Below are 24,931 nucleotides of genomic sequence, written 5' to 3' on the forward strand. Positions count from 1 at the left end.
TTAAATTGTTTCGCTAATATCGTCGTCTACATCAAGATGACTGTAAACTAATTTGCGATAGGTAACCATAATTAAAACCTGTACGGCAGGGAAGGTAAGTATAAACCAGCTGTAGAACATTAATTTTTGCACAAGAAAACTATTTTCATCGTCCACACCGGATATGATCACCACCAAAAATATCGGGATAATTGCTACGATCATATAGGCGAGGATGATGAAAAACATGGCAAAGATTTTCCAAAAATTATCCTGTGTAGCTGAAAAGCTTTGTCTTAAAGACTCAAACGGCGTTGAGTCATTATCAACAATAAAGCAAATACAAAATATAGAACGCAATAGCAGGTATAATATAAATATGGATTCTAATACATAAAACATATTTAATATAATTGCATATTGATCGATCACATGTTCAATGGTGACGTTGATAAACAACAAAATTGCTATCAATACGCTGTAAGCGAAGGCAATAACTACAAAATTGAATGTCATTTTAAAAGATGGAATAATATCTCTGAACTCAAACTCATAATATTCCTTATCCATAAGCCTTAAAATCAGCTTATAAAAACTTAATGCCAGGTACGACTGGATGATCATCACAATAATTACAGTGATAAATAAGCTTAAAGGGCCATTGTCTGAAAATATCAAAGGCTTAAACAGATCTACCACCTCGCTAATACACAGCGAGATCGCGGCGTATACAGCTAAAGGAATAACATTTTTTTTCAAAACATTCCACGCCGTTTTAATAGTTTCGGCTACGGAAAATGGGTGGTACATATATTTATGATTTTTTTAGTATTACTCGCTTCCAAAAATCCTGTATAAAACCTAAGCCATAGGCAGTAAGTTGAATAAAGGCAGCAATTATGCTCAAAAATGCAATTTTAGCTGATTTGTTTTTCCACCATGAATGAAAAAATATCAACAATAAAAAAACTGCCAATAAAATATTACATAATATAGCTAATGGCCAGTTTATAATATTACTTATTATAGTAAAAATAATAAATAAGGTGAATACCGCCGGAAAAAAATGCACCGCTTTTAGCTCCTGGGGAAAAAATTTATACACGTTGATCCTGGCCCTGCCAAAAAAATGTAACTGCTTGTAAAACTGAAAAAAATTGGTACGGCGTTTATGGTAAACCTTAGCATCAGGTATCAACCCAATTTTAAATCCCATAGAATGGATGCGGATGCTATACTCAATATCCTCGCCTGAGCGGGTGATGATAAATCCGCCTGCTTTCTCCCAAACCCGGCGAGAAATCCCCATATTAAAGCTACGCGGATGAAACTGGCCTATTCCTTTTTTATTGCCGCGAATACCACCGGTTGTAAAAGGCGATGTCATGGAATAACTTATCGCTTTTTGGGTGGCTGTAAATGACGGGTGTGCATCATCAGGGCCCCCATAAGCGTCGAGCCAGTTGGAGACGAGGCTGTTGTTAACTATTTGCAAGTAATCTTCAGGAATTAAGCAATCGGAATCAAATATGATAAAGTAGTCGCCTTTGGCATGCTCAAAGCCGAAGTTGCGGCTAAAACCTTGTCCCGAGTTAGGCTTAACGTAGTATTTTACATCAAGTGTGCCTTCAAAACTTTTAACAATGCTAGCAGCATCTTTGGTTGAGCCATCCTCAATAATCAATACCTCAAAATGCTTATAGGTTTGCATGGTGAGGGTTTCCAGCAGTTCTTTTATTTCCTGCGGGCGATTATATAAAGGGATGATGATGGAGAAAAACATTTTTAGACGTGAGATTTTAGACGTGAGATTTGAGATAAAATAAGAGCGAAATTTAAACAGCAGGATAAAAGTCTCATATCTAAAATCTCATATCTCAAGTCTGATTAAATAGTTTCCTCAACCTGGTACCTGTTACGCTCGCTTGCACTGCGGGCAACCAGTTCGGCAACAAAACCGGTTAAAAACAATTGTGAACCAACTATGATTGCTACCAATGCAATATAAAATAAAGGCTGTGCGGTAACATCGCGGCTATATTTAATGTGGTGACTGATGTCGTACAACTTATCCCAGATCAGCCATACAGCAATGATCAAACCCGTTAAAAAGCTTACTGTTCCCATTGCCCCAAAAAAATGCATCGGGCGTTTGCCGAATTTGCCAACAAAAAATATCGATAACAGATCCAAAAAACCATTCACAAAACGGCTCATACCAAACTTAGTTTTCCCGTATTTGCGCGCACGGTGTTCAACAACCTGCTCACCAATTTTGTTAAAACCGGCCCATTTGGCTATTACGGGTATATACCGGTGCATTTCACCGTAAACCTCTATGTTTTTCACAACGGTTTTGCGGTAGGCTTTCAATCCGCAGTTAAAATCGTGCAAATTATCAATGCCCGACATTTTGCGGGTGGCTGCATTAAAAAGCTTGGTAGGTACTGTCTTGGTTATCGGGTCGTAACGCTTGGCTTTCCAGCCGGAAACCAGGTCGTATTTATCTTCAGTTATTCGACGGTATAGTCCTGGTATTTCATCGGGGCTGTCTTGAAGGTCGGCATCCATGGTAATTACTACATCGCCTTGTACTGCTTCAAAACCGGTGTTTAAAGCAGCCGATTTACCATAATTACGCCTGAACCTAATACCTTTGATGGCTGGATTGTTCTCGCGGAGTTTTTTGATCATATCCCACGAACCATCCTTGCTGCCGTCATCAACTAAAATAATTTCGTAGCTATATTTATTTTCATCCATTACGCGGCTTATCCATGAGGTAAGTTCGGGTAATGATTCTACTTCGTCATATAAAGGTACAACAACTGATATATCCATTTATTGGGGGATGTAACCGGTTACAATGCCGGAACACCCGCAAAAATATAAAAAATTGCTTACAAGCTTAGCGAATTAGCCGCTTTGAATTTATTGCCGACTATATTCTTCATTTTACAGCTACTACAGGCTGATAATCTTTGTTTTGTATATAAATATTTTACATTTGTCGCTCTTAAATTATAAATCTTCAATACAATTATGAAGTACTGCAAAATTGCCGCTCTATTTTTATTGAGCATTTTAACTTGTAAAAGCTATGCACAAAACACTGATGAGCCCACCAGTAAATACGATCAGTATAAAGTTTTTACACCTACCTTTTATCAGGATAAGGGCAACGAATACCGCACAGCAAGCGGTGCGCCGGGTTTAAAATACTGGCAAAACGCTGCTGATTATAAGATCAACGTAAAGCTGGATACCACCGCCCACAAAGTGAGCGGTTCAGAAACTGTTACCTATACAAATAACAGCCCTGATCCGATGGCGTTTTTATGGTTACAGTTGGATCAGAATCTTTTTCGTGAGGATTCGCGTGGTACCGCGACCAGTGTGGTAGGCGGGAGCCGTAATTCGGTGCATAATTATACTGATGGTGATGAGATAAAAGCGGTATACGTTATTAAAAATGGTAAGGCTGAAAAAGCTGATTACGTGGTAACCGATACCCGTATGCAGATCAGGCTTAAAGATACGCTGCGTTCAAGCGGGAGTAAGATACAGGTAAAGATCGAATACGCGTTTACTGTTCCTGAATATGGTGTAGATCGTATGGGCCGCAATCACACCAAAAATGGCTGGATCTACGAAATAGCTCAATGGTATCCTCGCATGGAGGTTTATGATGATGTTACCGGATGGAACGTGATACCTTATATGGGTGGCGCCGAATTTTATTTGGATTATGGTAATTTTGATTTTACGATTACCGCGCCTGCAAGTTTGGTTGTAGTTGGTTCTGGTGAATTGCTCAATCCAACAGAGGTTTTAACACCAACCGAGATAAGTAGGTTGGCGATAGCGAAGAATAGCGATAAAACAATTTTTGTAAAGGACTCTGCTGAGATGATGAGCAATAAGTCATATCCAAATAAAGGTCAGCTTACCTGGCATTTCTTCTGTAAAAATACGCGTGATGTATCATGGGCGGCATCTAAGGCTTTTGTTTGGGATGCAGCAAGGATTAATCTGCCTAACGGCAAAAAAGCATTGGCGCAATCGGTATATCCAATTGAGTCAAAGGGGCAAAATGCCTGGAGCCGGTCCACTGAATATGTTAAAGCAGCCATTGAACTATATTCTGATAAATGGTTTCCGTACACTTATCCTGTGGCAACCAACGTGGCAGGTTCTGTTAGCGGTATGGAGTATCCCGGGATTGTATTTTGCGGGCAGGAATCAAAAACAGGTGAGCTTTGGGAAGTAACTAACCATGAGTTTGGCCATAACTGGTTTCCAATGGTTGTTGGATCTAACGAACGAAAATTTGCCTGGATGGATGAGGGTTTTAATACCTTTATTAATAAGGTTGATACCAAGGTATTTAACCACGGAGAATATTACCAAAAACAAGATGCAGAGCGCGACGCGCAGGGAATGTTTTCAGCGGATGCAAACTCAATTATGACTTTACCTGATGTTACCCCGGAAAGTTTCTCCGGAATATCGGAATACGAAAAGCCGGCAATGGCACTAACCGTTTTGCGCGAGCAGATCCTGGGCGAAGACAGGTTTGATTATGCTTTCCAAACCTATATTAAACGCTGGGCATTTAAACACCCAACGCCATGGGACTTTTTCCATACCATGGATAACGCGGCAGGTGAGGACCTGGGTTGGTTTTGGAATGAATGGTTCTTCACCACCTGGAAACTTGACCAGGCTGTAAAAGCGATAGATTATATCGATAATGACCCAAGTAAAGGTTCATTAATTACCATCGATAACCTGGAGGAAATGGCTATGCCGGTAACCATCGCCATAAAAGAAGAAAACGGGAATAAAGGTATTATGAAATTACCTGCCGAGATTTGGCAACGCGGCGGCGAATGGACGTTCGCCTATAAGTCAACCTCAAAAATAGTATCTGCAACTATCGATCCTGATCATAAATTGCCCGATATTAATCCTGATAATAACTCTTTCAGCGGTTTACCTGTTCCCGATGGAACAACAGGCGCTGATGTACTTAAAAAATACCTGGATGCAATAGGCGGTAAGGATAAGTTACTGTCGGTTAAAAATATCAAGATTGTTGATACCAGCAATGTTCAAGGCACCGAATTAGTGCGCACAACAACCTGCATTCCTGGTGTAATTACACAGGATGTTACGCTGCCAAGTTATCAGAACGCAGTGTTTTCGCACATTGCCATAAAAGGTGACAGTGTGAACATCACTCAAAAAAATACACCGGTTCAGTTGAGTAATACAGATAAAATTGCCGTTAAACAAAAGCATAAATTATTCCCCGAAATGGATTATCTGAAAAATGGCTATAAAGTCGACATAATGCCGGCTTTACAAGTTATCAATGATGATTTAGCTTATGAAGTAGTTGTAACAACACCCGATAATATAAAAATCAAATTGTTTTACGACCAAAAAACAGGATTAAAGATCCGTGAGCAAATAGATCTGCCGGGCAGTTCGTCGGTTGATTTTGCAGATTATCGTAATGTAAATGGCATCCAGATACCTTATACAGAAAAATCAACCTTTGTAGGATTTCCGGTCGATTTTAAGGTAAAGAGTGCCGATATTCAATAAATAAAATTTGCTCATAATAAAAACGGCTTCCCGAAAGGAAGCCGTTTTTATTTATAAAGAGTTTAGAATTAAATAACTCCGCTATCACTTAATACTTTATTCATATTTCTAACAGCATCGGCGCTTTTGTTGAATTCGGCCTGTTCGCTGTCGCTTAATTTAAAGTCAACGATTTTTTCCCAGCCGTTTTTACCTAAGATAACAGGTACAACTAACGAGATATCTTTCTGGCCATATTCACCATCTAAAGCAACACCGCATGAAAGTAGTTTTTTCTGGTCGCGAACAATTGCTTCAACCATAAATGCAGTACCTGCACCCGGTGCATACCAGGCAGAGGTACCAATAAGGCCGGTTAATGTAGCGCCGCCAACCATGGTAGCTTTAACAATTTTTTCCTGTTGTTCTTCGCTTAAAAATTGGGTAACCGGTACGCTGTTCCAGGTAGCATGTTTAATTAACGGGATCATGGTGGTATCACCGTGGCCGCCAATAACAACCGCGTTCAAGTCGGCAGGAGAACAGCCTAATTCCTGGCTTAGGTAATATTTAAACCTTGCAGAGTCCAAAGCGCCACCCATACCTAAAATTTTGTTTTTAGGTAAGCCTGAAGTTTTCAAAGTTAAGTAATTCATGGTATCCATTGGGTTTGAAACCACAATGATGATGGTATCTGGCGAGTGCCTTAATACGTTTTCAGTAACGCTTTTTACAATGTTAGCGTTGGTGCCTATTAGCTCTTCGCGGGTCATGCCCGGTTTGCGCGGTAAGCCTGAAGTAATTACTACCACTTCTGAGTCTGCAGTTGCTGCGTAGTCGTTGGTAACACCTTTTATTTTGGTATCAAAACCCAACAGGGCCGAGGTTTGCATCATATCAATAGCCTTGCCTTCAGCAAAACCTTCGCGGATGTCTAACAAAATAAGTTCTTCAGCTAATTCTTTTCTTGCGATGTTGTCTGCGCAAGTTGCGCCAACTGCTCCTGCGCCAACTACTGTGATTTTCATATGTATTGTTTTAGATAATTGAGTAAGAAACCAGATTTGTATTGATTACCAATCCGGTAATTAAAATCTGGGCAATTTTAAGGATTTTTTTGAAATGCTATTGTAATTAAATTGAAATATAATAGTTATATAACAAGATAATTTTGTGTTTAAAATGAAAGTACTTATGCAAACAGAAATTAGCTTTTAAATTAATTTCACTAATCATTTAGTTGAATTTATATAATATAATATTGAGTTTGGATTTTATAGTTTACAAAATTTCGGTTTTATTCATATAAAAGAGTTGTTTTTGAAAAAAAATATAATTATTTTACATTTTTATAATGATTTTTATAAAAATAATTTAAATTCGCCTTCATAATTGAATTAACTATTCCAAAAAACTATTTTTTGAATCCTTATTGTAAAATAACTAAACAATGGCAGCAGCAAAATTAGAGTACATCTGGCTTGACGGCTATAAACCTACACAGAGCCTTCGTAGCAAAACAAAAATCGAACATGATTTCAGCGGTAAATTAGAAGATTGTCCATTATGGAGCTTTGACGGTTCTTCAACCGAGCAGGCACCCGGTGGTTCATCTGATTGTATATTAAAACCTGTATTTATTTGTGTTGATCCGCAAAGAAAAGACGGTTACCTGGTAATGTGCGAAGTTCTTGATTCAAAAGGCGAGCCTCATGAGTCAAACGGCCGTGCATTAATTCAGGATGATGACAATGATTTCTGGTTTGGTTTTGAGCAGGAATATTTCCTTTGGGATCCTGAAACTAACAAACCGCTTGGTTTCCCGGCATCAGGTTACCCTGCGCCACAAGGCCCATACTATTGCTCTGTAGGCGCTAAAAATGCTTACGGACGTGACATTGTTGAAGAACACTTAGACGTATGTTTGGAAGCAGGCTTAAATGTTGAAGGTATCAACGCTGAAGTTGCTGCCGGTCAGTGGGAATTCCAGATCTTCGCTAAAGGCGCTAAAGAAGCTGGTGACCAAATCTGGGTTGCACGTTATTTGTTAGAAAGAATTGGCGAAAGCTATGATGTTGCTATCAACTGGCATTGCAAACCATTAGGTGCGCTTGACTGGAATGGTTCAGGTATGCATGCTAACTTCTCAAACACTACATTGAGAACAGCAGGCAGCAAAGAAACTTACGATAAAATCTTAGAAGCTTTCCGCCCCGTTGTTGCGGAACACATTGCGGTTTACGGTGCTGATAACGATCAGCGTTTAACCGGTAAACACGAAACAGCTTCTATCCATGATTATAGCTATGGTGTATCTGATCGTGGTGCATCTATCCGTATCCCATTGTACACTGTACAAAAAGGTTGGAAAGGCTATTTAGAAGATCGCCGCCCTAACTCAGCTGCCGATCCATACAAAGTAGCTGCGGTTATCATCAAAACTGTTAAATCAGCAAACGCTTAACTAAACTAATAACTATTATAACTGATCCTCCTTATCGAAAGATTCGGAGGATTTTTTGTTTTTAGTTGTCTTATTTTAAGAATTGTAAATTATATATTTTTGTATTTGATATAATTTCCCAGTTCAATCAACTTAAATCCATCAATCGATAAATTATAAACATAAATCCAGCAGTCAATCTCTTTGCTGTTTGTTTCAATTGCAGCTATTTCCCGTATAAATAAATTCGGCTGATCCTGGTCATCGCCATATCCTTCGTAATCGTCTAAATAGTTGAGTGTTTGTTGCGGGTCTATCAGTTCGACAATACTTCCATGAATATAACTATCTAAATCTTCATCCAAAACAGCGCCCGGGTATTCGCCTAAATCATATAATCTGCCTTTCAGCTTACCATTATCGTAAAAGTGGCAATGTTGTTTTAGGTAGATGCCAAATTCATTATTATCGCCCAGCAAAGTGCCATAAACAAATAAATAACTGCTGTTTGGTTTCATTAATTGATGATCTTTCAAACAAAGATACTTGATACAGCGTATAGACCATATGCAATGCAATAAATTAAACCAAGCGAAATTTTGTTAATATAAGTTGCTTAACTTGCCGCCGAAATCATCTCCAGCCTTATGAACGAAGACCAGATCATAACCTATTTAAAAGAGAATAATATTCAAAAGATCAAATTCGCCTTTGCCGATACTGATGGTATTTTACGTGGCAAGGTGATCCACCATAAAAAATTTATTGATGGTATGCGCAACGGTTATGGCTTTTGCGATGTGGTTTTTGGCTGGGACAGCAGCGATGGTACTTATGATAACGTAGAGATAACAGGCTGGCATACTGGTTACCCGGATCAGCAATGCAGGATAGATCTTTCAACTTTTCGTACAGTGCCATGGCAGGACAATATTCCGTTTTTCTTAGCAGATTTTAGCAAAGCTGATGGTAATGACCTGGCTATAGATACACGCAGCCTTTTGAAGCGTATAGCTAAAGATTGTGGATCTTTAGGTTATCATCCTGAGTTTTCTCAGGAGTTTGAGTGGTTCAATTTTAAAGAGACGCCACAATCCATAGCTGACAAAAGTTTCACTAACCTGCAAACGCTAACGCCGGGAATGTTTGGGTATTCAATACTGCGCATCTCTCAGCAAAGTGAATTTTATTATGACCTGTTTAATTTATTAATGCAATTTGATATCCCGATAGAAGGGTTACACACCGAAACAGGTCCGGGAGTATATGAGGCTGCTATTTTACATGATTATGTGGTGAACGCCGCTGATAAAGCGGTGCTATTTAAAACAGCGGTTAAAGAAATAGCTTATAAACATGGGATCATGGCGTCTTTTATGGCTAAGTGGACGGAGACATTACCGGGCTGCAGCGGCCACATTCACCAAAGTTTATGGAATAAGGACAAAACTGAAAATTTGTTTTATAGCGCTGACGATGAGCATAATATGAGTGATCTGTTTAAGCATTACTTAGCCGGTCAATTATATTGTATGCCTAATATATTGCCTATGTATGCACCAACTGTAAATAGCTATAAGCGTTTGGTGGAAGGAGCCTGGGCGCCAACAACCGTAACATGGGGATTAGATAACCGTACTACAGCATTACGTGTTTTGAATGATTCGCAAACTTATACGAGGCTGGAAACCCGCATTCCCGGTGCGGATACTAACCCGTATTTGGCTATGTCGGCCGCGTTGGCATCAGGCCTGTATGGTATCAAACATAAATTGGAACTGAATATAAAACCAACAATCGGGAACGGTTACCAGGATATTAAAAATGGCAAATTGGCTTCAAACCTGCACGATGCGGCTATCTTAATGAAAAACTCACCTATAGCAAAAGAGTTATTTGGCGAAGCTTTTGTTGAACACTTCACACAAACCCGTCTATGGGAACATCGTCAGTTTGCGAAAAGTGTAACAGATTGGGAATTAAAAAGGTATTTTGAGATCATATAATACCTGTGTTGAAAATATAATGGACTACTCTTTTATAATAAAAAAAGCCTGGGAAGGCTACGACGCTTCTAAAACCATCCGCTCTATTGAGGATATCAGCGCGATGGTATCTACCAACCACGTGTACCGTGTAACCTTTGATGATGACGATATCATTATTGCCAAGCTATCTAATTTTGGGAAGTATGAGTATTTTAAAGAAGATCACCGCATTATCCATAGCTTATCTAATAACTTGCTTTATCCTTTTGAGAATTTTTTAGCTAAGTCGTTACTTAAAAACAACCGGGTTTATGTCTATCATCACAAACAGAACAGACAGGATGTTTGGGTGGTTTTTTATAACCCGACCCGTATAATGGACAGGTTGCCAAGGCGATTGGACGAAAATCACATTCGCAAATTAGGCCAGCAGATCGGTAAGTTTCATAAAGCATGTTCGCGAATAAAAAACGTATTGCCAAAATCATCCAAAACATTACGTACCGATATTTATGCTTTACAGCAGCAATTGGAATTGAACGAAAAACAATTCGGCACGCCAATGCAGGTTGATTTTTTAAAATATCATTGCGACTTGTTCCTTAAAAATCGTTCAAATTATAATATGAAAGCGTTTGAGTCTATACCTGTTTTTATAGATTGGAATATTGGCAATTTTTCTGTTGGGCCACACCTTGAATTATATTCCCGTTGGGATTACGACTGGTTCAGGATGAGCTACCGCATGCTCGATTTTTATTTCCTTAGCAGGGTAGTATCAGATATCGGCGACCGTACGGTATTCAGTTATGTGATCGGTCCGTTAATGGAAGACCGCTTTATTATTTTCCTTGAAGAATATCATAAATTAAATCCGCTGACTGCCGATGAAATCCGTTTTTTAAAAGAAACTTATCGCTTTTTTATACTTAATTATGTGATCAAAGACGGCAAATACTTTTTTAATGAGCAATATGCCAAAAAGCTACAAGCAGAGGCGTTTGATATTTATTTACCGTCAGTCGACAGGGATTTTGATGCAGAAAAAATTATTAATGCTCTTAACTTAAAATAATAGTCAAATCATGCAACAAATAGAAAACTTCAAGTCCATAATCGACAAATACAAAGTGGTTTTTTTTGATGCATTTGGTGTGCTCAAGAATTATAATGGCATATTACCGGGTATTGAAAAAACTTTTGAATACCTGGAAGCACAACGGAAGGAGTATTACATTGTAACTAACGACGCCTCAAGGAGCCCATATCAATTGGCAGACAGTTTTCATAAATCAGGCTTAAATATCATTAAGGCTGACAGGATCATTTCTTCAGGTATGTTAACTAAAGAATATTTAGACCTACAGGTTCGCGATGGCATAGTAGCTTATTTGGGAACCACAAAGTCGGCACATTATATTGAAAGTTCAGGTTTGCATACTTTACCTATTAGTGAAATTAATGATACCAATATAAATAAAGTAAGCGCGCTGGTTTTTTTGGATGACGAAGGATTTGATTGGGCCAAAGATTTAAATAAAGCGGTAAACCTGATCAGAAAGCGAACCATCCCGGTAATTGTGGCCAATACAGACCGTGCTTACCCGCTTACCGTCAGCGATGTTTCAATAGCAATAGGAGGTATTGCAGCTATGATAGAAAGTGTTGTAGGTAAGCAATTTATCAGATTTGGTAAGCCGGATTCGCAAATGTTCATGTTTGCTTATGACATGGCGCGTGAGCAACTAAAAATAAATAAAACCGATATTGTAATGGTAGGTGATACGCTTAACACCGATATTCTTGGTGGCAATAAGTTTGGTTTAGATACCGTATTGGTATTGTCGGGCAACACCCTGGCGAAGGACTTTTCTACACGCATTACCGCAACCGGCATATCACCAACTTACATTTGTGAAAGTGCAGTGATAGAAGGTGGTGACCTTGGGTTTTAATAAAAACTTTAGTGTGCTTTTAACAATTATCTTTATTTACATTTGTATAACCAAACAATTAAACCATGTATAAATTACTAAAGCCAACTTTATCTATATTATCTGCATGCACCTTATTTTTGTGCGCTTGCCATAATACATCAACAAAACAAAATATGACTGATACATTAGCGCAAGGAGCATTACCTCCCAAAGCAAATTTTGAAAAGACCATTGACGGAAAGAAGACAGACCTGTATATATTAAAAAATGCTAAAGGTATGGAAGTGGCTATCACTAATTTTGGTGGGCGAGTGGTAAGCATTTTAGTGCCTGATAAAAATGGAAGGCTAACTGACGTGGTAGAAGGTTTTGATTCTGTAAAAGGATATCAGGATGCGCCGGGGCCCTACTATGGTGCTTTAATTGGCCGCTACGGTAACCGGATTGCTAAAGGTAAATTTACTTTAGAGGGTAAAGAATATTCCCTTTATATAAATAACGCGCCAAATACATTACATGGCGGTAAGGTAGGTTTTGACTCGAAAGTTTGGGATGCAAAGCAAATCGATTCGGCAACTTTGGAACTAAATTATTTGTCGAAAGATATGGAAGAAGGGTATCCCGGCAACTTAAAAGCCACAGTGATTTATACTTTAACCAACGATAACGGTTTAAAAATTGATTACACTGCTACAACAGATAAAACAACTATTGTCAATTTAACCAACCACACATATTTTAATTTGAACGGCGCCAATGGCGGTACCATATTAGATCATAAAGTTCAGATTTTTGCTGATGAGTATACGCCGATAGATCCAACATCTATCCCAAAAGGAAAAAACGACCCTGTAAAAGGTACGCCATTCGATTTTACACAGCCTGCAGTAATCGGTTCAAAGATTGAAGATAAGAACGAGCAATTGACAAATGGTAAAGGTTATGACCATAATTTTGTGTTAAACAAGCCATCGCTAGACTCACCTGTAGCAATAGTTGTAGGGGATAAAAGCAATATTGAGATGCAGATATTCACCCAGGAACCTGGTTTGCAATTTTACACCGGTAACTTTATGAATGGTCAAAATACCATGAAATATGGTGCAAAAGATAACCACAGAACTGCGTTCGCTATGGAAACGGAGCATTTTCCTGATTCACCAAACGAACCAAAATTTCCGTCTGTGGTGTTAAAACCCGGTCAGGTTTATAAAACAACAACAGAGTATAAATTCAGCGTTGCAAAATAACCGGACTTAAAACATTGTAAGCTTTTTACAAATCCTGCGACTAAACGTCAGCAGGATTTGTTTTTTATAAGCTATACCTGTTATTTTTACAAGCATTTGTTAAACTTAAAAGTGTAATTGCTGTTATTTGCTCATATAAACACTGCCCATTGCTAATAGATAATCACGGAAGAACAATAAACTATTTACGCCTGGCCGTGACGGACAAGTGTAACCTTCGTTGCTTTTACTGCATGCCCGAGGATGGACTCAACTGGTTATCCCGTAATGAATTAATGAGTTACGATGAAATGCTGCGTGCCTGCAAATTATTGGTAGGCATGGGCATACAAAAGATCCGTATTACAGGCGGGGAACCTTTTGTACGAAAGGACATTATGGCGTTGTTAACCGCGATATCCCGCTTAGAAGGTTTGCAGGAATTAAGTTTAACAACCAATGGTGTACTAACAGCGCCGCACGTTACCGACCTTAAAGCGATAGGTGTTAAATCAGTAAATCTGAGTTTAGATACATTAGATGCCGGTCGGTTTTTTAGTATTACCCGCCGCGATGAGTTTGGTGCGGTAATGGAGACACTCACTGGGCTATTAAAACATAACATAGAGGTTAAAATAAATGTTGTAGTGATGGACGGCAAAAACACACAGGACATTATTCCTTTAGTTGCCCTAACCAAAGATCTGCCCGTAAACGTGCGGTTTATTGAGGAAATGCCTTTTAATGGCGATGGAAAAATTCATCAAACCAAAATTTCCTGGGATTATATTCGTATCTTAGAAGAGATTGAAAACAAATACCCTGCAATAAAAAAGGTACAGGATCCGGCTTATTCAACCGCTTATAATTACCATATCCCCGGGCATTTGGGTGATATAGGAGTTATAGCTGCATATTCACGAACTTTTTGCGGTACATGTAACCGTATACGCATAACACCGCAAGGAACTTTAAAAAACTGTTTGTATGATGATGGTGTTTTAAATATAAGGGATTTGATGCGTGCCGGTAATAATGATGATGCAGTAAAAAAAAGTCTTTTAAAAGTGTTTAATAACAGGGTAGTTGATGGTTGGGAAGCGGAAAAGCTGGTGAAGAATACAGGAATGCATGAATCTATGGCTGCCATTGGTGGTTAATTATCCGGTTAAAAATATTTACACATGATAACTGTTGAAGAAGCCGAAAAAATAATACAATCCAACATAAAGGATTACGGTGCCGAGATAATGCCATTTGAGATGACGCTGGGCCGTGTGTTAGCCGAGGATATAAAAGCAGACCGGGATCTGCCGCCATTTAACCGTGTTACAATGGATGGTGTAGCTATAAACTATAGTGCTTTACAAAGTGGCATAAGTTCGTTTCATGTTAAAGCTACCCAGGCTGCGGGAGACATTCCAATAGAAATCACTGAAACGGATCATTGTATTGAAATTATGACCGGCGCCGCTTTGCCGCCTTCGGTTGATACTGTTATTCGTTATGAAGACCTGGAAATGCGGGCTGGCCTTGCAGCTTTGATTGTAGATCATAAAAACATTAAAAAAGGCCAGAATATACACTATCAGGGCAGGGATAAAAAGAAAGATGAATTGATTGCCAAATCAGGCCAATTGATTACGCCTGCAATAATTAGTTTGATTGCATCTGTTGGCGAAACAGAATTACGGGTTAAAAAACTGCCAAGAGTGGTGGTCATTTCTTCCGGCGATGAGCTGGTAGAAGTTGAGCAAATACCCAATCAATACCAGATCAGGAAATCAAATATCTACACGGTAAAAGCAGTATTGCAACAACATGGTATTGAGGCTGGAATGCTGCACATTCCGGACAATCCGGATGTAACCAAAAAACTGATCGCGGAATGCTTGCAAAATTATGATGTGATGTTGTTAAGCGGTGGAATATCAATGGGTAAGTTTGATTACATACCTAAAGCGCTTGAAGGATTACAGGTTAAACAGATTTTTCATAAAGTAAAGCAACGGCCGGGCAAGCCATTTTGGTTTGGTAAGCATGATAATGGCGTATTGGTTTTTGCATTCCCGGGTAACCCTGTTGCTACGTTTATGTGCCTGCACCGTTATTTTTTACCATGGTTACAAACCACCTTAGGCTTAAAGGCGAAGCAGCCGGTTTATGCAGTTTTAGATCATGATGTTTATTTTCAACCTGAGCTAAAATATTTTTTGCAGGTTAATTTACAAGTTAGTCATGAAGGTAAATTATTGGCTAAACCAATTGAAGGAAATGGTTCAGGCGATTTTGCTAATTTAGCTGATACCAATGCCTTTATGGGGCTTCCTTTAGATAAAAGTGATTTCAAAAAGGGTGAAGTATACAGGGTTTGGCCATTTAACGGAATAATATAATGAGCAACGAAATATTATCTCATTTAGACACAGAAGGCCGTGCTGTAATGGTTGATGTAAGTGATAAAGCTGTAACGCATCGCACAGCAACTGCACGTAGTATTGTTTCCTTACCGGAAGAGGTTTTAACTCAACTGGTTGATGGCGATCTGAAAACCAAAAAGGGTTCCGTTTTTCAAATAGCTATTATTGCGGGGATTATGGCGGCTAAAAAAACGGGCGATCTGATACCTCTTTGCCACCCGATTGGTTTAGACAATTGCAATATATTCATCACTTTAAATGAAAAAAATGAAGTAGTAATTGATTGCACAACAAGCATCACCGCTAAAACAGGAGTGGAGATGGAGGCATTAGTAGGTGCATCATTGGCGGCGCTTACTGTTTATGATATGTGCAAGGCATTAAGCCATGATATAGTTATTAAAGAAACCAAACTGATATCAAAGACAGGAGGTAAACGTGACTTTAAAAGAGCATAAAAAGCATACTCCCCTTACACGCTTAACCGGTAATTTCGGCAGGAATGAATGGGCAATTGTAGGTGGTTATTGCACAACCATCAAACTTTTGGCCGACCAGGTTATCGGTGTGCTATCGCCAAAATATAAATGTGCTTACGCGGATACTTCCCATAACGACGAAGCAATTGCTTCACCCGGGCGTTTATCGTCAGGTGCAATTTTAGAATATACGGATCAAATAAATCATCGGCAGTTCAATTATATTGAACAGATCACCCCCTTTAAGCAAAGACAAATTTTTGCTGAAGCCGATCTTATTCTGGTTAATGGTAATCATCAGCAAGCCAAAGCACAGGTGGTAATTATTGATATAAATAAGAGGGCATCGCTCCAAAAAAGGATTGAACAATTAACAAGCGTGCAGCTGTTTTTGTTAGCCGATAACGCTCACGAACTTTTTGATTTTATAAAGAAAACAATTCCTCACTGGCAACAAATACCTGTACTTAAACTAGGTGAGACAGACAAGATTATTGCTTTTTTTGCCGATAAGCTGCAGATGGCGAAACCGGTTTTAAATGGGCTGGTATTAGCGGGCGGTAAAAGCACCCGAATGGGTTATGATAAAGGCTCGGTTAATTGGCATGGTAAACAACAACGCTACCACATGGCCGATATGCTAAGTAGTTTGTGCAATGAGGTCTTTATTTCTTGCCGTTCAGGTCAGGAAGATACGAATACACAATATCCAACACTTGAAGATACCTTTACAGGTTTGGGCCCTTATGGAGCCATTTTATCTGCTTTTCGTGAAAAACCGGATTGTTCATGGTTGGTTGTGGCTTGTGATCTCCCGCTATTAGATGAGAAAACTTTACAATATCTCGTTGATAACCGTAATCCTTCAAAATTGGCAACCACTTTCGGCAATGGTTATGAAGGTTTTCCTGAACCATTGATTACCATTTGGGAGCCGAAAAGCTACGCTGTATTACTGTCATTTTTAGCCCAGGGCTATTCATGCCCCCGCAAAGTTTTGATTAATACTGATCCGCAATTGTTAATTGCACCGGATACCAATGCTTTGTTGAACGTAAATACACCGGAAGAACTTGAAAAAGTAAAATCCATACTTAAACAACCAACATTACTATAATGGATAATGAATTGCTCAGATACAGTTGCCAGATAGCTTTGCCGGGTTTTGGCGAAGCCGCACAACAGCTTTTATCAGACGCCAGTGTATTGGTAGTGGGCGCAGGCGGATTAGGTTGTCCGGCTTTACAGTACCTGGCTTCAACAGGTATAGGCACTATCGGGATTGCTGATTATGATTATGTTACTATAAACAACTTGCACAGGCAGGTGTTGTTTTCTCCTGCAGATAAGGATTTTAAAAAAGCAATGATCGCTACCAAGCGTTTGCAAAGGCAAAATCTGCAAATAAAAGTGGTAACACACGACATTAAGGTGACATCTGCCAATGTAATGGAGCTTGTTAGCGATTATGATATGATAGTGGATTGTACAGATAACTTTGAAACAAGATATGTGTTGAACGATGCCGCTGTACTTTCGGGTAAACCGCTTATTTACGGGGCAATTTATCAATTTGAAGGACAGGTTGCAGTTTGGAATATCCAAAATGAAGATGGTACTTACACACCCAATTATAGGGATCTTTTCGCAGAGGTTGACGCAACCCAAGTACCCAGTTGCTCAGTGGGTGGGGTGATCCCAACACTTGCGGGAATTATTGGCTGTATGCAGGCTAATGAGGTTATTAAATACATTACAAAAACAGGCGATCTGCTGAAAGGCAAAGTGTTGATTTTTGATGCGCAAAGCATGCAAAGCCGTATAATTAAGATCGGGAGTGTGACCAAAACCACTATAACTTCATTACCCAAAATGACTACTGTTGTAACTATGGCTGCAGATGAAGTTAAAAAAGGCCTGGAAGAAAATACTTTGGAATTATTAGATATCCGTACTGACTTTGAACGTGATGAAATAGACATCGGCGGTGAACATATCGAAGCTGATGAGTTGGAAGATAATTGGGATTACATCAATAATGGAACAAGAAAGGTGCTTTATTGCTCGTCAGGCAAACGAAGTGCTGAAGCAGTAAAAATAATCAAGCAAAAATTTCCGGATGCAAAAGTGTTTTCTTTGGAAGGCGGCTTAGGCGCCTGGTTTGCTTATCTGGATGAAGAGTAGCGTTACGGATGCGCTGCTACCCAAACTTCGCCATCCTCAAAAAACTCTTTCTTCCAGATAGGTACCGTTTGTTTTAGGGTGTCAATTACATAACGGCAAGCCTCAAAAGCTGCATTTCTATGCGCGGCAGATACAGCAATAATAACAGGCGCCTCGCCAACTCCTAAAATACCGGTACGGTGATGGATCAATAATTTTTGGACCGGCCATTTTTCAAAAGCCTGTGCAGCTATTTTTTTCATCTCGGTTATGGCCATTTTTTCATAGGCTTCAAACTCCAGTTTTAACACCGTTTTGCCCTTAGTGGCATTGCGTACAGTACCTATAAATACATCAATTCCGCCAGATTCAGGCAACATGACCAATTCGATACAGGCTTGTATATCGAGTGTTTGTGAGGATATCTTTATGTCGGTTTGCAAGGTTATTTGTTTATCCACCACTTACCGGTGGAATGATGGCGATTTCATCGGTTTCGTAAATGGTATCTTCGGGAAGGGCATATTCATTGTTTACCGCTACCATGTAAGTAGCCAGTTTTTTTAAACGTGGATATTGTTGTTCTAAAGAATATTTCAGGTTATAAACACTGGAATCATTAGCCAACTCAACATTGATAGAGGATCCGCCAAATATATCCTTTGCTATTCCAAACGCGAGTATGTTGATCTTCATTGATAGTTATTTAGACAGCAAAATTTGTTTTACGATTTTGCTGAATTAGCAATATTCAAATATAGTAAGTAAATAATTAATGTTAAAGTAAGAACATTAGTTTACTACGATTTGTATATTTGAATATGGCCGCGAGCTCTGTTATACATTTGCCCATTATTAAGGTTAATCATGCCGATACTACTGAAATATCAGATGCGCTCGCGATTGAGGAGCCTTTAGAAATCCGACTTGAATTCGGCCCAAAGCATAGCCGTCAAATACAAAACATTTCGGTTACCATGCGCACGCCGGGTAATGACCAGGAACTGGCGCTCGGCTTTCTTTTTACTGAAGGTATCATCACCCAACAAAAAGACATTGCTCACATTGAGCATTCATTTATTGCTTGTGCAGAGAATAAGGAGAACACGATAGTGGTATCCCTAAATGAAGACACTATTCCTAACCTGAGAAATACCGAACGCAATTTTTACACGACATCAAGTTGCGGTGTTTGTGGTAAAGGGTCAATTAGTGCTATACGTACCGTGAGTGTTTACGAAGCACAGGACGATGCTAATTTTATCAGCGCCGCTATCCTGCACGAGTTACCATTAAGTTTAAGTAAACATCAAAAGGTATTTGCTGACACTGGCGGTTTGCATGCGTCTGCATTATTTATGCCCAACGGCGAACTTCTTTTTTTGCGCGAAGATGTGGGCCGTCATAATGCTTTGGATAAACTTATAGGGGCGGCTTTAAATGATAACTTGCTGCCCCTGACTAAAAATATTTTGCTGTTAAGTGGCCGTGCCAGTTTTGAGCTTGTGCAAAAAGCAGCCATGGCAGGTATCACGGTTATCGCAGCTGTAGGAGCACCATCAAGTTTGGCAGTGGAGTTAGCCAATGAATTTAACATTACCCTTATAGGATTTTTACGCAACGAGCGTTTTAATATTTATACTGCGGCTCACCGCATATTAATACCTGATTATGAAAATACGCATTAAAAGTGATTCATTACGTTACAGGCTTACCCGTAGTGACGTAGATAAATTGTCGAGAGATGGATACCTGGAAGACCAGATTAATTTTTCGGGTAATCCGCTGATTTATGCCGTTCAACTTACAAATGGCGAAGTACTTACATCAAGTTATATAGACAATAAGATCACTTTATCAATGTCACGGAAAATGATTGGGGAATTTACCGATACTGATCGTGTAGGATTTGAGAATAAAGCCGGTGAAATATATTTATTGATAGAAAAGGATTTTACTTGCCTGGATAATGTAAATGAGGATCAGAGCGATAATTATCCAAACCCATTGTTAAAAGGTAAAAAAGAGTAAGCTATGAGTAAGGAAATAAAAGAACAGCCATCTGCTGAAAATCCGGAAGAATTATTGGATCTGAAAGTAACAGAGCCGAAAAAATGGGCTGCGGGTATCCCTGCGGTAACAGCGGCAATGGTCGATATGATGCAGGAATCCGGTTTCGTACGTGGTATGGATGGCTTATTCCACATGAATAAAAAGGGTGGGTTCGATTGCTCCAGTTGTGCCTGGCCCGATCCTGACGATGACCGTTCGCCCGTTGCTGAGTATTGTGAAAATGGTGCTAAAGCTTTCGCCGAAGAATCTACCTTAAAAAAGATTGGAGCAGAGTTTTTTGCACAAAATTCTGTATCTGATCTTGCAAAACTTAATGATTATGAGATCGGTAAAAAAGGCCGTATTGCTGAACCCATGTATTTGCCCAAAGGCGCCACACATTACCAGCCAATTAGTTGGGATGATGCCTTTAAAAAGATTGCCGATAAGTTAAATGGATTGGCATCTCCTGATGAGGCAGCTTTTTATACCTCGGGCCGTACCAGTAACGAGGCATCTTTTACCTACCAATTATTTGTGCGGGAATTTGGGACGAATAATTTGCCCGATTGTTCTAATATGTGTCATGAATCTTCAGGTTCAGGTTTGGGAGAAACAATAGGTATTGGCAAAGGAACAGTAACCCTGAATGATTTTTACGATTCTGATGTGATCATTATTATGGGGCAAAACCCGGGTACTAACCATCCGCGAATGCTAACTGCTTTACAGAAGGCTAAAGAAAAAGGTTCGAAAATTATCGCCGTCAACCCTTTACATGAAGCCGGGTTGATGGGTTTCCGCAATCCTCAGAATGTTAAAGGTGTATTAGGCATCACTGCACAGTTGGCCGATCTGTTTTTACAAGTGAAGATCAACGGTGATATGGCGCTATTAAAAGCCATTGAAAAATTGCTTTACGCAGCCGAAGTAAAAGATCCGGGTAAGGTTTTCGACCAGGAATTTATAAAAGAACACACTCAAGGTTATACCGAATTCCTGCATAGCTTGGCAGAAAATACTGTGGAAGAACTTGCTGGAAAATGTGGTGTTCCCGTGCCGCAAATTGAGCAGGCTGCAGAAATGTTGAAATATAAAAACCGCATTATTATTTGCTGGGCGATGGGTATCACTCAACATCAAAATGGGGTTGATACTATTAAAGAAATCGTTAATCTAACCATACTAAAAGGTGCAATCGGTAAACCTGGCGCAGGTTTATGTCCTGTTCGCGGGCATAGTAATGTGCAGGGCAACCGAACAATGCTGATATTCGACAAGCCATCAGAACAGCAATTAGATAAACTAAAAGAAGTTTATAAATTTGAACCACCGCGCGTACATGGTTTTGATGTGGTGGAATCAATAAAAGCAATGCATGAGGGTAAGCTGAAAGTGTTTTTCTCGATGGGTGGAAATTTCCTTTCGGCTACGCCGGATACCAACTTTACCGCAGATGCCATGCGTAAGTTAGAACTGACCATCAGCGTATCAACCAAACTTAACCGAACCCATTTGGTACATGGTGAAGAAGCCTTAATATTACCAACCCTGGCCCGCAGTGATAAGGATGTGATTAACGGCGAAGATCAATTGATCAGCTGCGAAAATTCGATGGGTGTTATCCAAATGTCTAAGGGGGTATTGAAGCCCGTTTCTGATCATTTACTAAGCGAAAATCAGATCGTTTGTAAAATGGCAAAAGCTACTATAGGTAGTCGTAGTGTTGTGGATTGGGATAAGTTTGAAAAAAGTTATGATGCCGTGCGGGATGACATCGAAAAGGTTGTTCCCGGTTTTACCGATTACAATAAACGGGTGCGCAATCCTGGTGGGTTTTATTTGCCAAACAATGCCCGCGATGGCGAGTTTACTGCGAAGGATATGGGTGGTAAAGTACCTTTCACCATTACAAAGCTTACCGAACATAAAGTAGCTGATGATGAATTCATGATGATGACCATCCGTAGCCACGATCAGTTTAATACCACTATTTACGGTTTGGAAGATAGATACCGAGGTATACATAATGAACGTCGGGTAATATTCATGAATCCTAAAGATATTACCAAAGCCGGGTTTAAAGCAGGGGATAAGGTTGATCTTTTAAACTATCATGGCGGCATTGAACGTGTGGCGAAATTGTTTGTGATCGTTTCCTACAACATCCCTCAAGGTAATACGGCAACCTATTACCCTGAAACAAATGTTTTAGTGCCGATAGATAGCGTGGCAGCTAAGAGCAATACGCCAACATCTAAATTAGTGATCATCAAAATTAAGAAACATGAAAGTTAGAACCATTTGAATATATTCTTATTGTAAAACTAAATTTAAAAATCTATAATTTTAATAGACTTTTGAAAAAGATGTTACATTTGTTTATAGAAAGGCTGGTTGTAACCGGTTAAACATTTATCTGTCAATATAAAAAATAAAATATCATGGGTTTACGATTAGGTGATGATGCACCAAACTTTAAAGCACAAACTTCATTAGGAGAAATTGATCTTTACGAATATTTAGGCGATAGCTGGGGTGTACTGTTTTCGCATCCTGCGGATTATACGCCGGTTTGTACAACAGAATTAGGTAAAACAGCATCGTTAAAAGAAGAGTTTGCTAAACGTAATGTTAAAGTGATTGCGTTAAGTGTTGATTCGGTTGAGTCTCACAAAAAATGGATCAATGATATTAACGAAACTCAGGATGTTGAGGTAACTTTCCCTATCATCGCTGATGAGAACCGCGAAATTGCCGAAGCTTACGATATGATCCATCCGAACGCTTCTCTTAATGCAACTATCCGTTCATTGTTTATTATTGGCCCTGATAAAAAGATCAAATTAATTATTACCTACCCTGCATCTACCGGCAGAAACTTTCAAGAAGTACTTCGCGTTATCGATTCGCTACAATTAACCGCCTACCACAGTGTTGCTACACCGGCAGACTGGAAAGACGGTGATGATGTTGTTGTATTACCCGCTATCAAAACTGAAGATATCCCTGCTAAGTTCCCTAAAGGTTTTACTGAGGTTAAACCGTATTTAAGATTAACGCCACAACCCAATAAATAAAATATATTTGAGGTGTCATGCAAAGCATGGCACCTTTGTTATTTAATAGCTGTATTATGGATTGCCCAGTCGATTTTATTAAAATCAATGAAAATAAAGCACGCCTTACTGCATTTTTTGTTTTTGTATTATCGCTGGTTTATCTCAAAACCGGTTTTTGGCTCATCATTGCTTTCCTGCTTGTTGATTTTGTGCTTCGCGCTACTAACCTGGGTAAATATAGCCTGCTTGGTTTTGTGAGCGACGCAGTAATTAAGCAACTCCAAATAAAAACAAAGCCTGTTGATCGTGCACCTAAACGCTTTGCTTCGATGGCAGGGGTAGTGTTTACGGCATCAATACTTATTTCCTTTATACTTCAATTGCAAATAGTAGCATTTTCTTTAGCTGCTTTGCTTTCATTTTTTGCTTTTCTGGAATCTTTCTTTTCTTTTTGTGCCGGGTGCTATGTGTATTCAGCCGGTAAATATGTACTATCTAAATTTTAATTTGCTGTTAATTAGGCAGATGTAAAATATTATAAATAATCTACTAAGTTTATAGATATTATAGTATATTTGTTTCATCATTAAATAAAATAAATGTTGCACAATAAAAATATCATTAGCTCCCGCTGCTTTTTAAGCCTGAAAGGGTTTAAAAGTAACATGGTATGTATGTGCTGTTGTTGTTAAACTCGCTGCAGTTTTCTTCAATATAAATTCCAAAACATTACTGATCTCATTTTAATCATATATTTTATGCATCATTCCCGGTATACTGAATTCACTAAAGCCTTAAAACATTACCGGGGAAGCTATGGACTTTACCGTTGTTGTTAACATACTTTTTACCTAACACTATCAATGAACAACAATAATTATCCTAAAACATAAAGAGTTATGTTAACAGCAGTAAATAAATATCCATACTTCGATCTTTCAGAGATAATCCCAGATCCTGATTATATCATTAAACCATACAAACCACTTAGCCCTGTAAAAACCGGCAATTTTGTACCGGACTTTATCCTAAATCCGCAATGGACTAACTGGCAGCAATTTTATAATGGTTCTGAAACGCATGGTCCGGTATTGTTAAGGCATTTGTTAGATAAGCCTTTGGTGATCACGTTTTACTCACGCCACTGGAAAAACCTTGGCATCGACCATTTGAAGCAACTGAATGCAATTCAAAATGAGATTAAAGCAAACGGCGGTAATTTGCTGATCATTACAGATGAGCAAAGCGAAGAGTTACAAAGCATTGCCTGGGAGCACAGTTTATCGTTAAATTTTTATTATGATAGCGAGAATGAGATCGCTAAAAAGTTCAGGGTTTATTCAGATGAAAACCCTGCATGGAACCGTTTTTCGGGTGTTGATGAAAACGTGGCTTTGTTAGCTACCTATGTAATTGACCCCTCAAGACAGGTTGTATTCGATCACCTTAACTTGAATTTTAATGAATCATTTCCTGCAAGGGAGATCATTTCTTATGTCTATTTAACAACGTTGATCAACAACCGCAAAAAATCAGCCTAATTAATTAAGTGTTTTTATAGTTTTTTTAGAATGTCTTTAGCTAACC

The 24,931-nt window shown here is 39.0% G+C and carries 24 protein-coding genes; 17 read left to right on the forward strand and 7 right to left on the reverse strand.

Annotated features, from left to right (window positions below; genetic code table 11):
- The 3 genes from ACYZ0U_RS09795 to ACYZ0U_RS09805 form a co-directional block, all read right to left on the reverse strand.
- Positions 1–789: a hypothetical protein gene (locus ACYZ0U_RS09795; RefSeq protein WP_461451907.1), complete on the reverse strand. Its 789-nt coding sequence runs from the start codon at positions 787–789 to the stop codon at positions 1–3.
- Positions 790–793: 4 nt separating this feature from the next.
- Entirely contained in the window at positions 794–1,762 is a 969-nt protein-coding gene (locus ACYZ0U_RS09800; protein ID WP_461451908.1) for a glycosyltransferase family 2 protein, read from the reverse strand.
- A 104-nt stretch (positions 1,763–1,866) separates the two neighbouring features.
- Positions 1,867–2,820, reverse strand: coding sequence for a glycosyltransferase family 2 protein (locus ACYZ0U_RS09805; RefSeq protein WP_461451909.1), 954 nt, complete (start codon positions 2,818–2,820; stop codon positions 1,867–1,869).
- Positions 2,821–3,021: 201 nt separating this feature from the next.
- Between ACYZ0U_RS09805 and ACYZ0U_RS09810 the strand changes: the two genes are divergently transcribed.
- Positions 3,022–5,592, forward strand: a complete 2,571-nt coding sequence (locus ACYZ0U_RS09810; RefSeq protein ID WP_461451910.1) for a M1 family metallopeptidase — start codon at positions 3,022–3,024, stop codon at positions 5,590–5,592.
- A 68-nt stretch (positions 5,593–5,660) separates the two neighbouring features.
- Here ACYZ0U_RS09810 and mdh read toward each other — a convergent pair whose 3' ends face one another.
- The gene (gene mdh, locus ACYZ0U_RS09815) at positions 5,661–6,599 is read right to left on the reverse strand and encodes a malate dehydrogenase (RefSeq protein ID WP_461451911.1); all 939 of its coding nucleotides are present in this window, start codon (positions 6,597–6,599) and stop codon (positions 5,661–5,663) included.
- Positions 6,600–7,021: 422 nt separating this feature from the next.
- On the opposite strand from mdh, the gene ACYZ0U_RS09820 reads away from it, so the two are divergent.
- Entirely contained in the window at positions 7,022–8,035 is a 1,014-nt protein-coding gene (locus tag ACYZ0U_RS09820) for a glutamine synthetase beta-grasp domain-containing protein (protein ID WP_461451912.1), read from the forward strand.
- 89 nt (positions 8,036–8,124) lie between these two features.
- Here ACYZ0U_RS09820 and ACYZ0U_RS09825 read toward each other — a convergent pair whose 3' ends face one another.
- Positions 8,125–8,532, reverse strand: a complete 408-nt coding sequence (locus tag ACYZ0U_RS09825; protein WP_461451913.1) for a gamma-glutamylcyclotransferase family protein — start codon at positions 8,530–8,532, stop codon at positions 8,125–8,127.
- Positions 8,533–8,661: 129 nt separating this feature from the next.
- On the opposite strand from ACYZ0U_RS09825, the gene ACYZ0U_RS09830 reads away from it, so the two are divergent.
- The 9 genes from ACYZ0U_RS09830 to ACYZ0U_RS09870 all read left to right on the forward strand — a co-directional run bounded on the left by ACYZ0U_RS09830 (position 8,662) and on the right by ACYZ0U_RS09870 (position 18,251).
- Entirely contained in the window at positions 8,662–10,020 is a 1,359-nt protein-coding gene (locus ACYZ0U_RS09830) for a glutamine synthetase family protein (RefSeq protein WP_461451914.1), read from the forward strand.
- A gap of 19 nt (positions 10,021–10,039) precedes the next feature.
- The gene (locus ACYZ0U_RS09835) at positions 10,040–11,077 is read left to right on the forward strand and encodes an aminoglycoside phosphotransferase/kinase family protein (RefSeq protein WP_461451915.1); all 1,038 of its coding nucleotides are present in this window, start codon (positions 10,040–10,042) and stop codon (positions 11,075–11,077) included.
- Positions 11,078–11,087: 10 nt separating this feature from the next.
- Positions 11,088–11,957, forward strand: coding sequence for a TIGR01459 family HAD-type hydrolase (locus ACYZ0U_RS09840; protein ID WP_461451916.1), 870 nt, complete (start codon positions 11,088–11,090; stop codon positions 11,955–11,957).
- 155 nt (positions 11,958–12,112) lie between these two features.
- Positions 12,113–13,189, forward strand: coding sequence for an aldose epimerase family protein (locus tag ACYZ0U_RS09845; protein WP_461451917.1), 1,077 nt, complete (start codon positions 12,113–12,115; stop codon positions 13,187–13,189).
- 149 nt (positions 13,190–13,338) lie between these two features.
- Complete coding sequence (gene moaA / locus ACYZ0U_RS09850) at positions 13,339–14,328, forward strand: GTP 3',8-cyclase MoaA (RefSeq protein WP_461451918.1); 990 nt, start codon at positions 13,339–13,341, stop codon at positions 14,326–14,328.
- Between the two features lie 24 nt (positions 14,329–14,352).
- Complete coding sequence (locus tag ACYZ0U_RS09855) at positions 14,353–15,564, forward strand: molybdopterin molybdotransferase MoeA (protein WP_461451919.1); 1,212 nt, start codon at positions 14,353–14,355, stop codon at positions 15,562–15,564.
- Complete coding sequence (gene moaC, locus ACYZ0U_RS09860; protein ID WP_461451920.1) at positions 15,564–16,046, forward strand: cyclic pyranopterin monophosphate synthase MoaC; 483 nt, start codon at positions 15,564–15,566, stop codon at positions 16,044–16,046. Before ACYZ0U_RS09855 ends, moaC begins: the two co-directional genes overlap by 1 nt.
- Positions 16,027–17,184: an NTP transferase domain-containing protein gene (locus tag ACYZ0U_RS09865; RefSeq protein ID WP_461451921.1), complete on the forward strand. Its 1,158-nt coding sequence runs from the start codon at positions 16,027–16,029 to the stop codon at positions 17,182–17,184. Before moaC ends, ACYZ0U_RS09865 begins: the two co-directional genes overlap by 20 nt.
- A complete protein-coding gene (locus ACYZ0U_RS09870) occupies positions 17,184–18,251 on the forward strand; it encodes a ThiF family adenylyltransferase (RefSeq protein WP_461451922.1) in 1,068 nt (355 codons plus the stop codon). Before ACYZ0U_RS09865 ends, ACYZ0U_RS09870 begins: the two co-directional genes overlap by 1 nt.
- Positions 18,252–18,253: 2 nt before the next feature.
- On the opposite strand, the gene ACYZ0U_RS09875 is transcribed toward ACYZ0U_RS09870, so the two are convergent.
- Both ACYZ0U_RS09875 and ACYZ0U_RS09880 read right to left on the reverse strand, forming a co-directional pair.
- Entirely contained in the window at positions 18,254–18,673 is a 420-nt protein-coding gene (locus ACYZ0U_RS09875) for a molybdenum cofactor biosynthesis protein MoaE (RefSeq protein ID WP_461451923.1), read from the reverse strand.
- A 10-nt stretch (positions 18,674–18,683) separates the two neighbouring features.
- Positions 18,684–18,926 carry a MoaD/ThiS family protein gene (locus ACYZ0U_RS09880; RefSeq protein ID WP_461451924.1) on the reverse strand — a complete coding sequence of 81 codons (243 nt, stop codon included), beginning with the start codon at positions 18,924–18,926 and terminating at the stop codon, positions 18,684–18,686.
- A gap of 125 nt (positions 18,927–19,051) precedes the next feature.
- Here ACYZ0U_RS09880 and fdhD point away from each other — a divergent pair, with 125 nt between their 5' ends.
- From fdhD to ACYZ0U_RS09910, 6 genes are all read left to right on the forward strand, one after another.
- Positions 19,052–19,918 carry a formate dehydrogenase accessory sulfurtransferase FdhD gene (gene fdhD / locus ACYZ0U_RS09885; RefSeq protein WP_461451925.1) on the forward strand — a complete coding sequence of 289 codons (867 nt, stop codon included), beginning with the start codon at positions 19,052–19,054 and terminating at the stop codon, positions 19,916–19,918.
- A complete protein-coding gene (locus ACYZ0U_RS09890; protein WP_461451926.1) occupies positions 19,902–20,261 on the forward strand; it encodes a DUF7009 family protein in 360 nt (119 codons plus the stop codon). Before fdhD ends, ACYZ0U_RS09890 begins: the two co-directional genes overlap by 17 nt.
- Positions 20,262–20,264: 3 nt before the next feature.
- Positions 20,265–22,580 carry an FdhF/YdeP family oxidoreductase gene (locus ACYZ0U_RS09895; protein WP_461451927.1) on the forward strand — a complete coding sequence of 772 codons (2,316 nt, stop codon included), beginning with the start codon at positions 20,265–20,267 and terminating at the stop codon, positions 22,578–22,580.
- 146 nt (positions 22,581–22,726) lie between these two features.
- Positions 22,727–23,362: a peroxiredoxin gene (locus tag ACYZ0U_RS09900; protein ID WP_461451928.1), complete on the forward strand. Its 636-nt coding sequence runs from the start codon at positions 22,727–22,729 to the stop codon at positions 23,360–23,362.
- Between the two features lie 56 nt (positions 23,363–23,418).
- Positions 23,419–23,850 (forward strand): DUF4395 domain-containing protein, encoded by a 432-nt coding sequence (locus tag ACYZ0U_RS09905; protein ID WP_461451929.1) that lies wholly within the window; start codon positions 23,419–23,421, stop codon positions 23,848–23,850.
- A gap of 393 nt (positions 23,851–24,243) precedes the next feature.
- On the forward strand, positions 24,244–24,885 hold the full coding sequence (locus ACYZ0U_RS09910) for a redoxin domain-containing protein (protein WP_461451930.1): 642 nt from the start codon (positions 24,244–24,246) through the stop codon (positions 24,883–24,885).
- Positions 24,886–24,931: the final 46 nt, after the last annotated feature.

It is taken from the genome of Mucilaginibacter sp. (assembly GCF_965225845.1).
Classification (GTDB): domain Bacteria; phylum Bacteroidota; class Bacteroidia; order Sphingobacteriales; family Sphingobacteriaceae; genus Mucilaginibacter.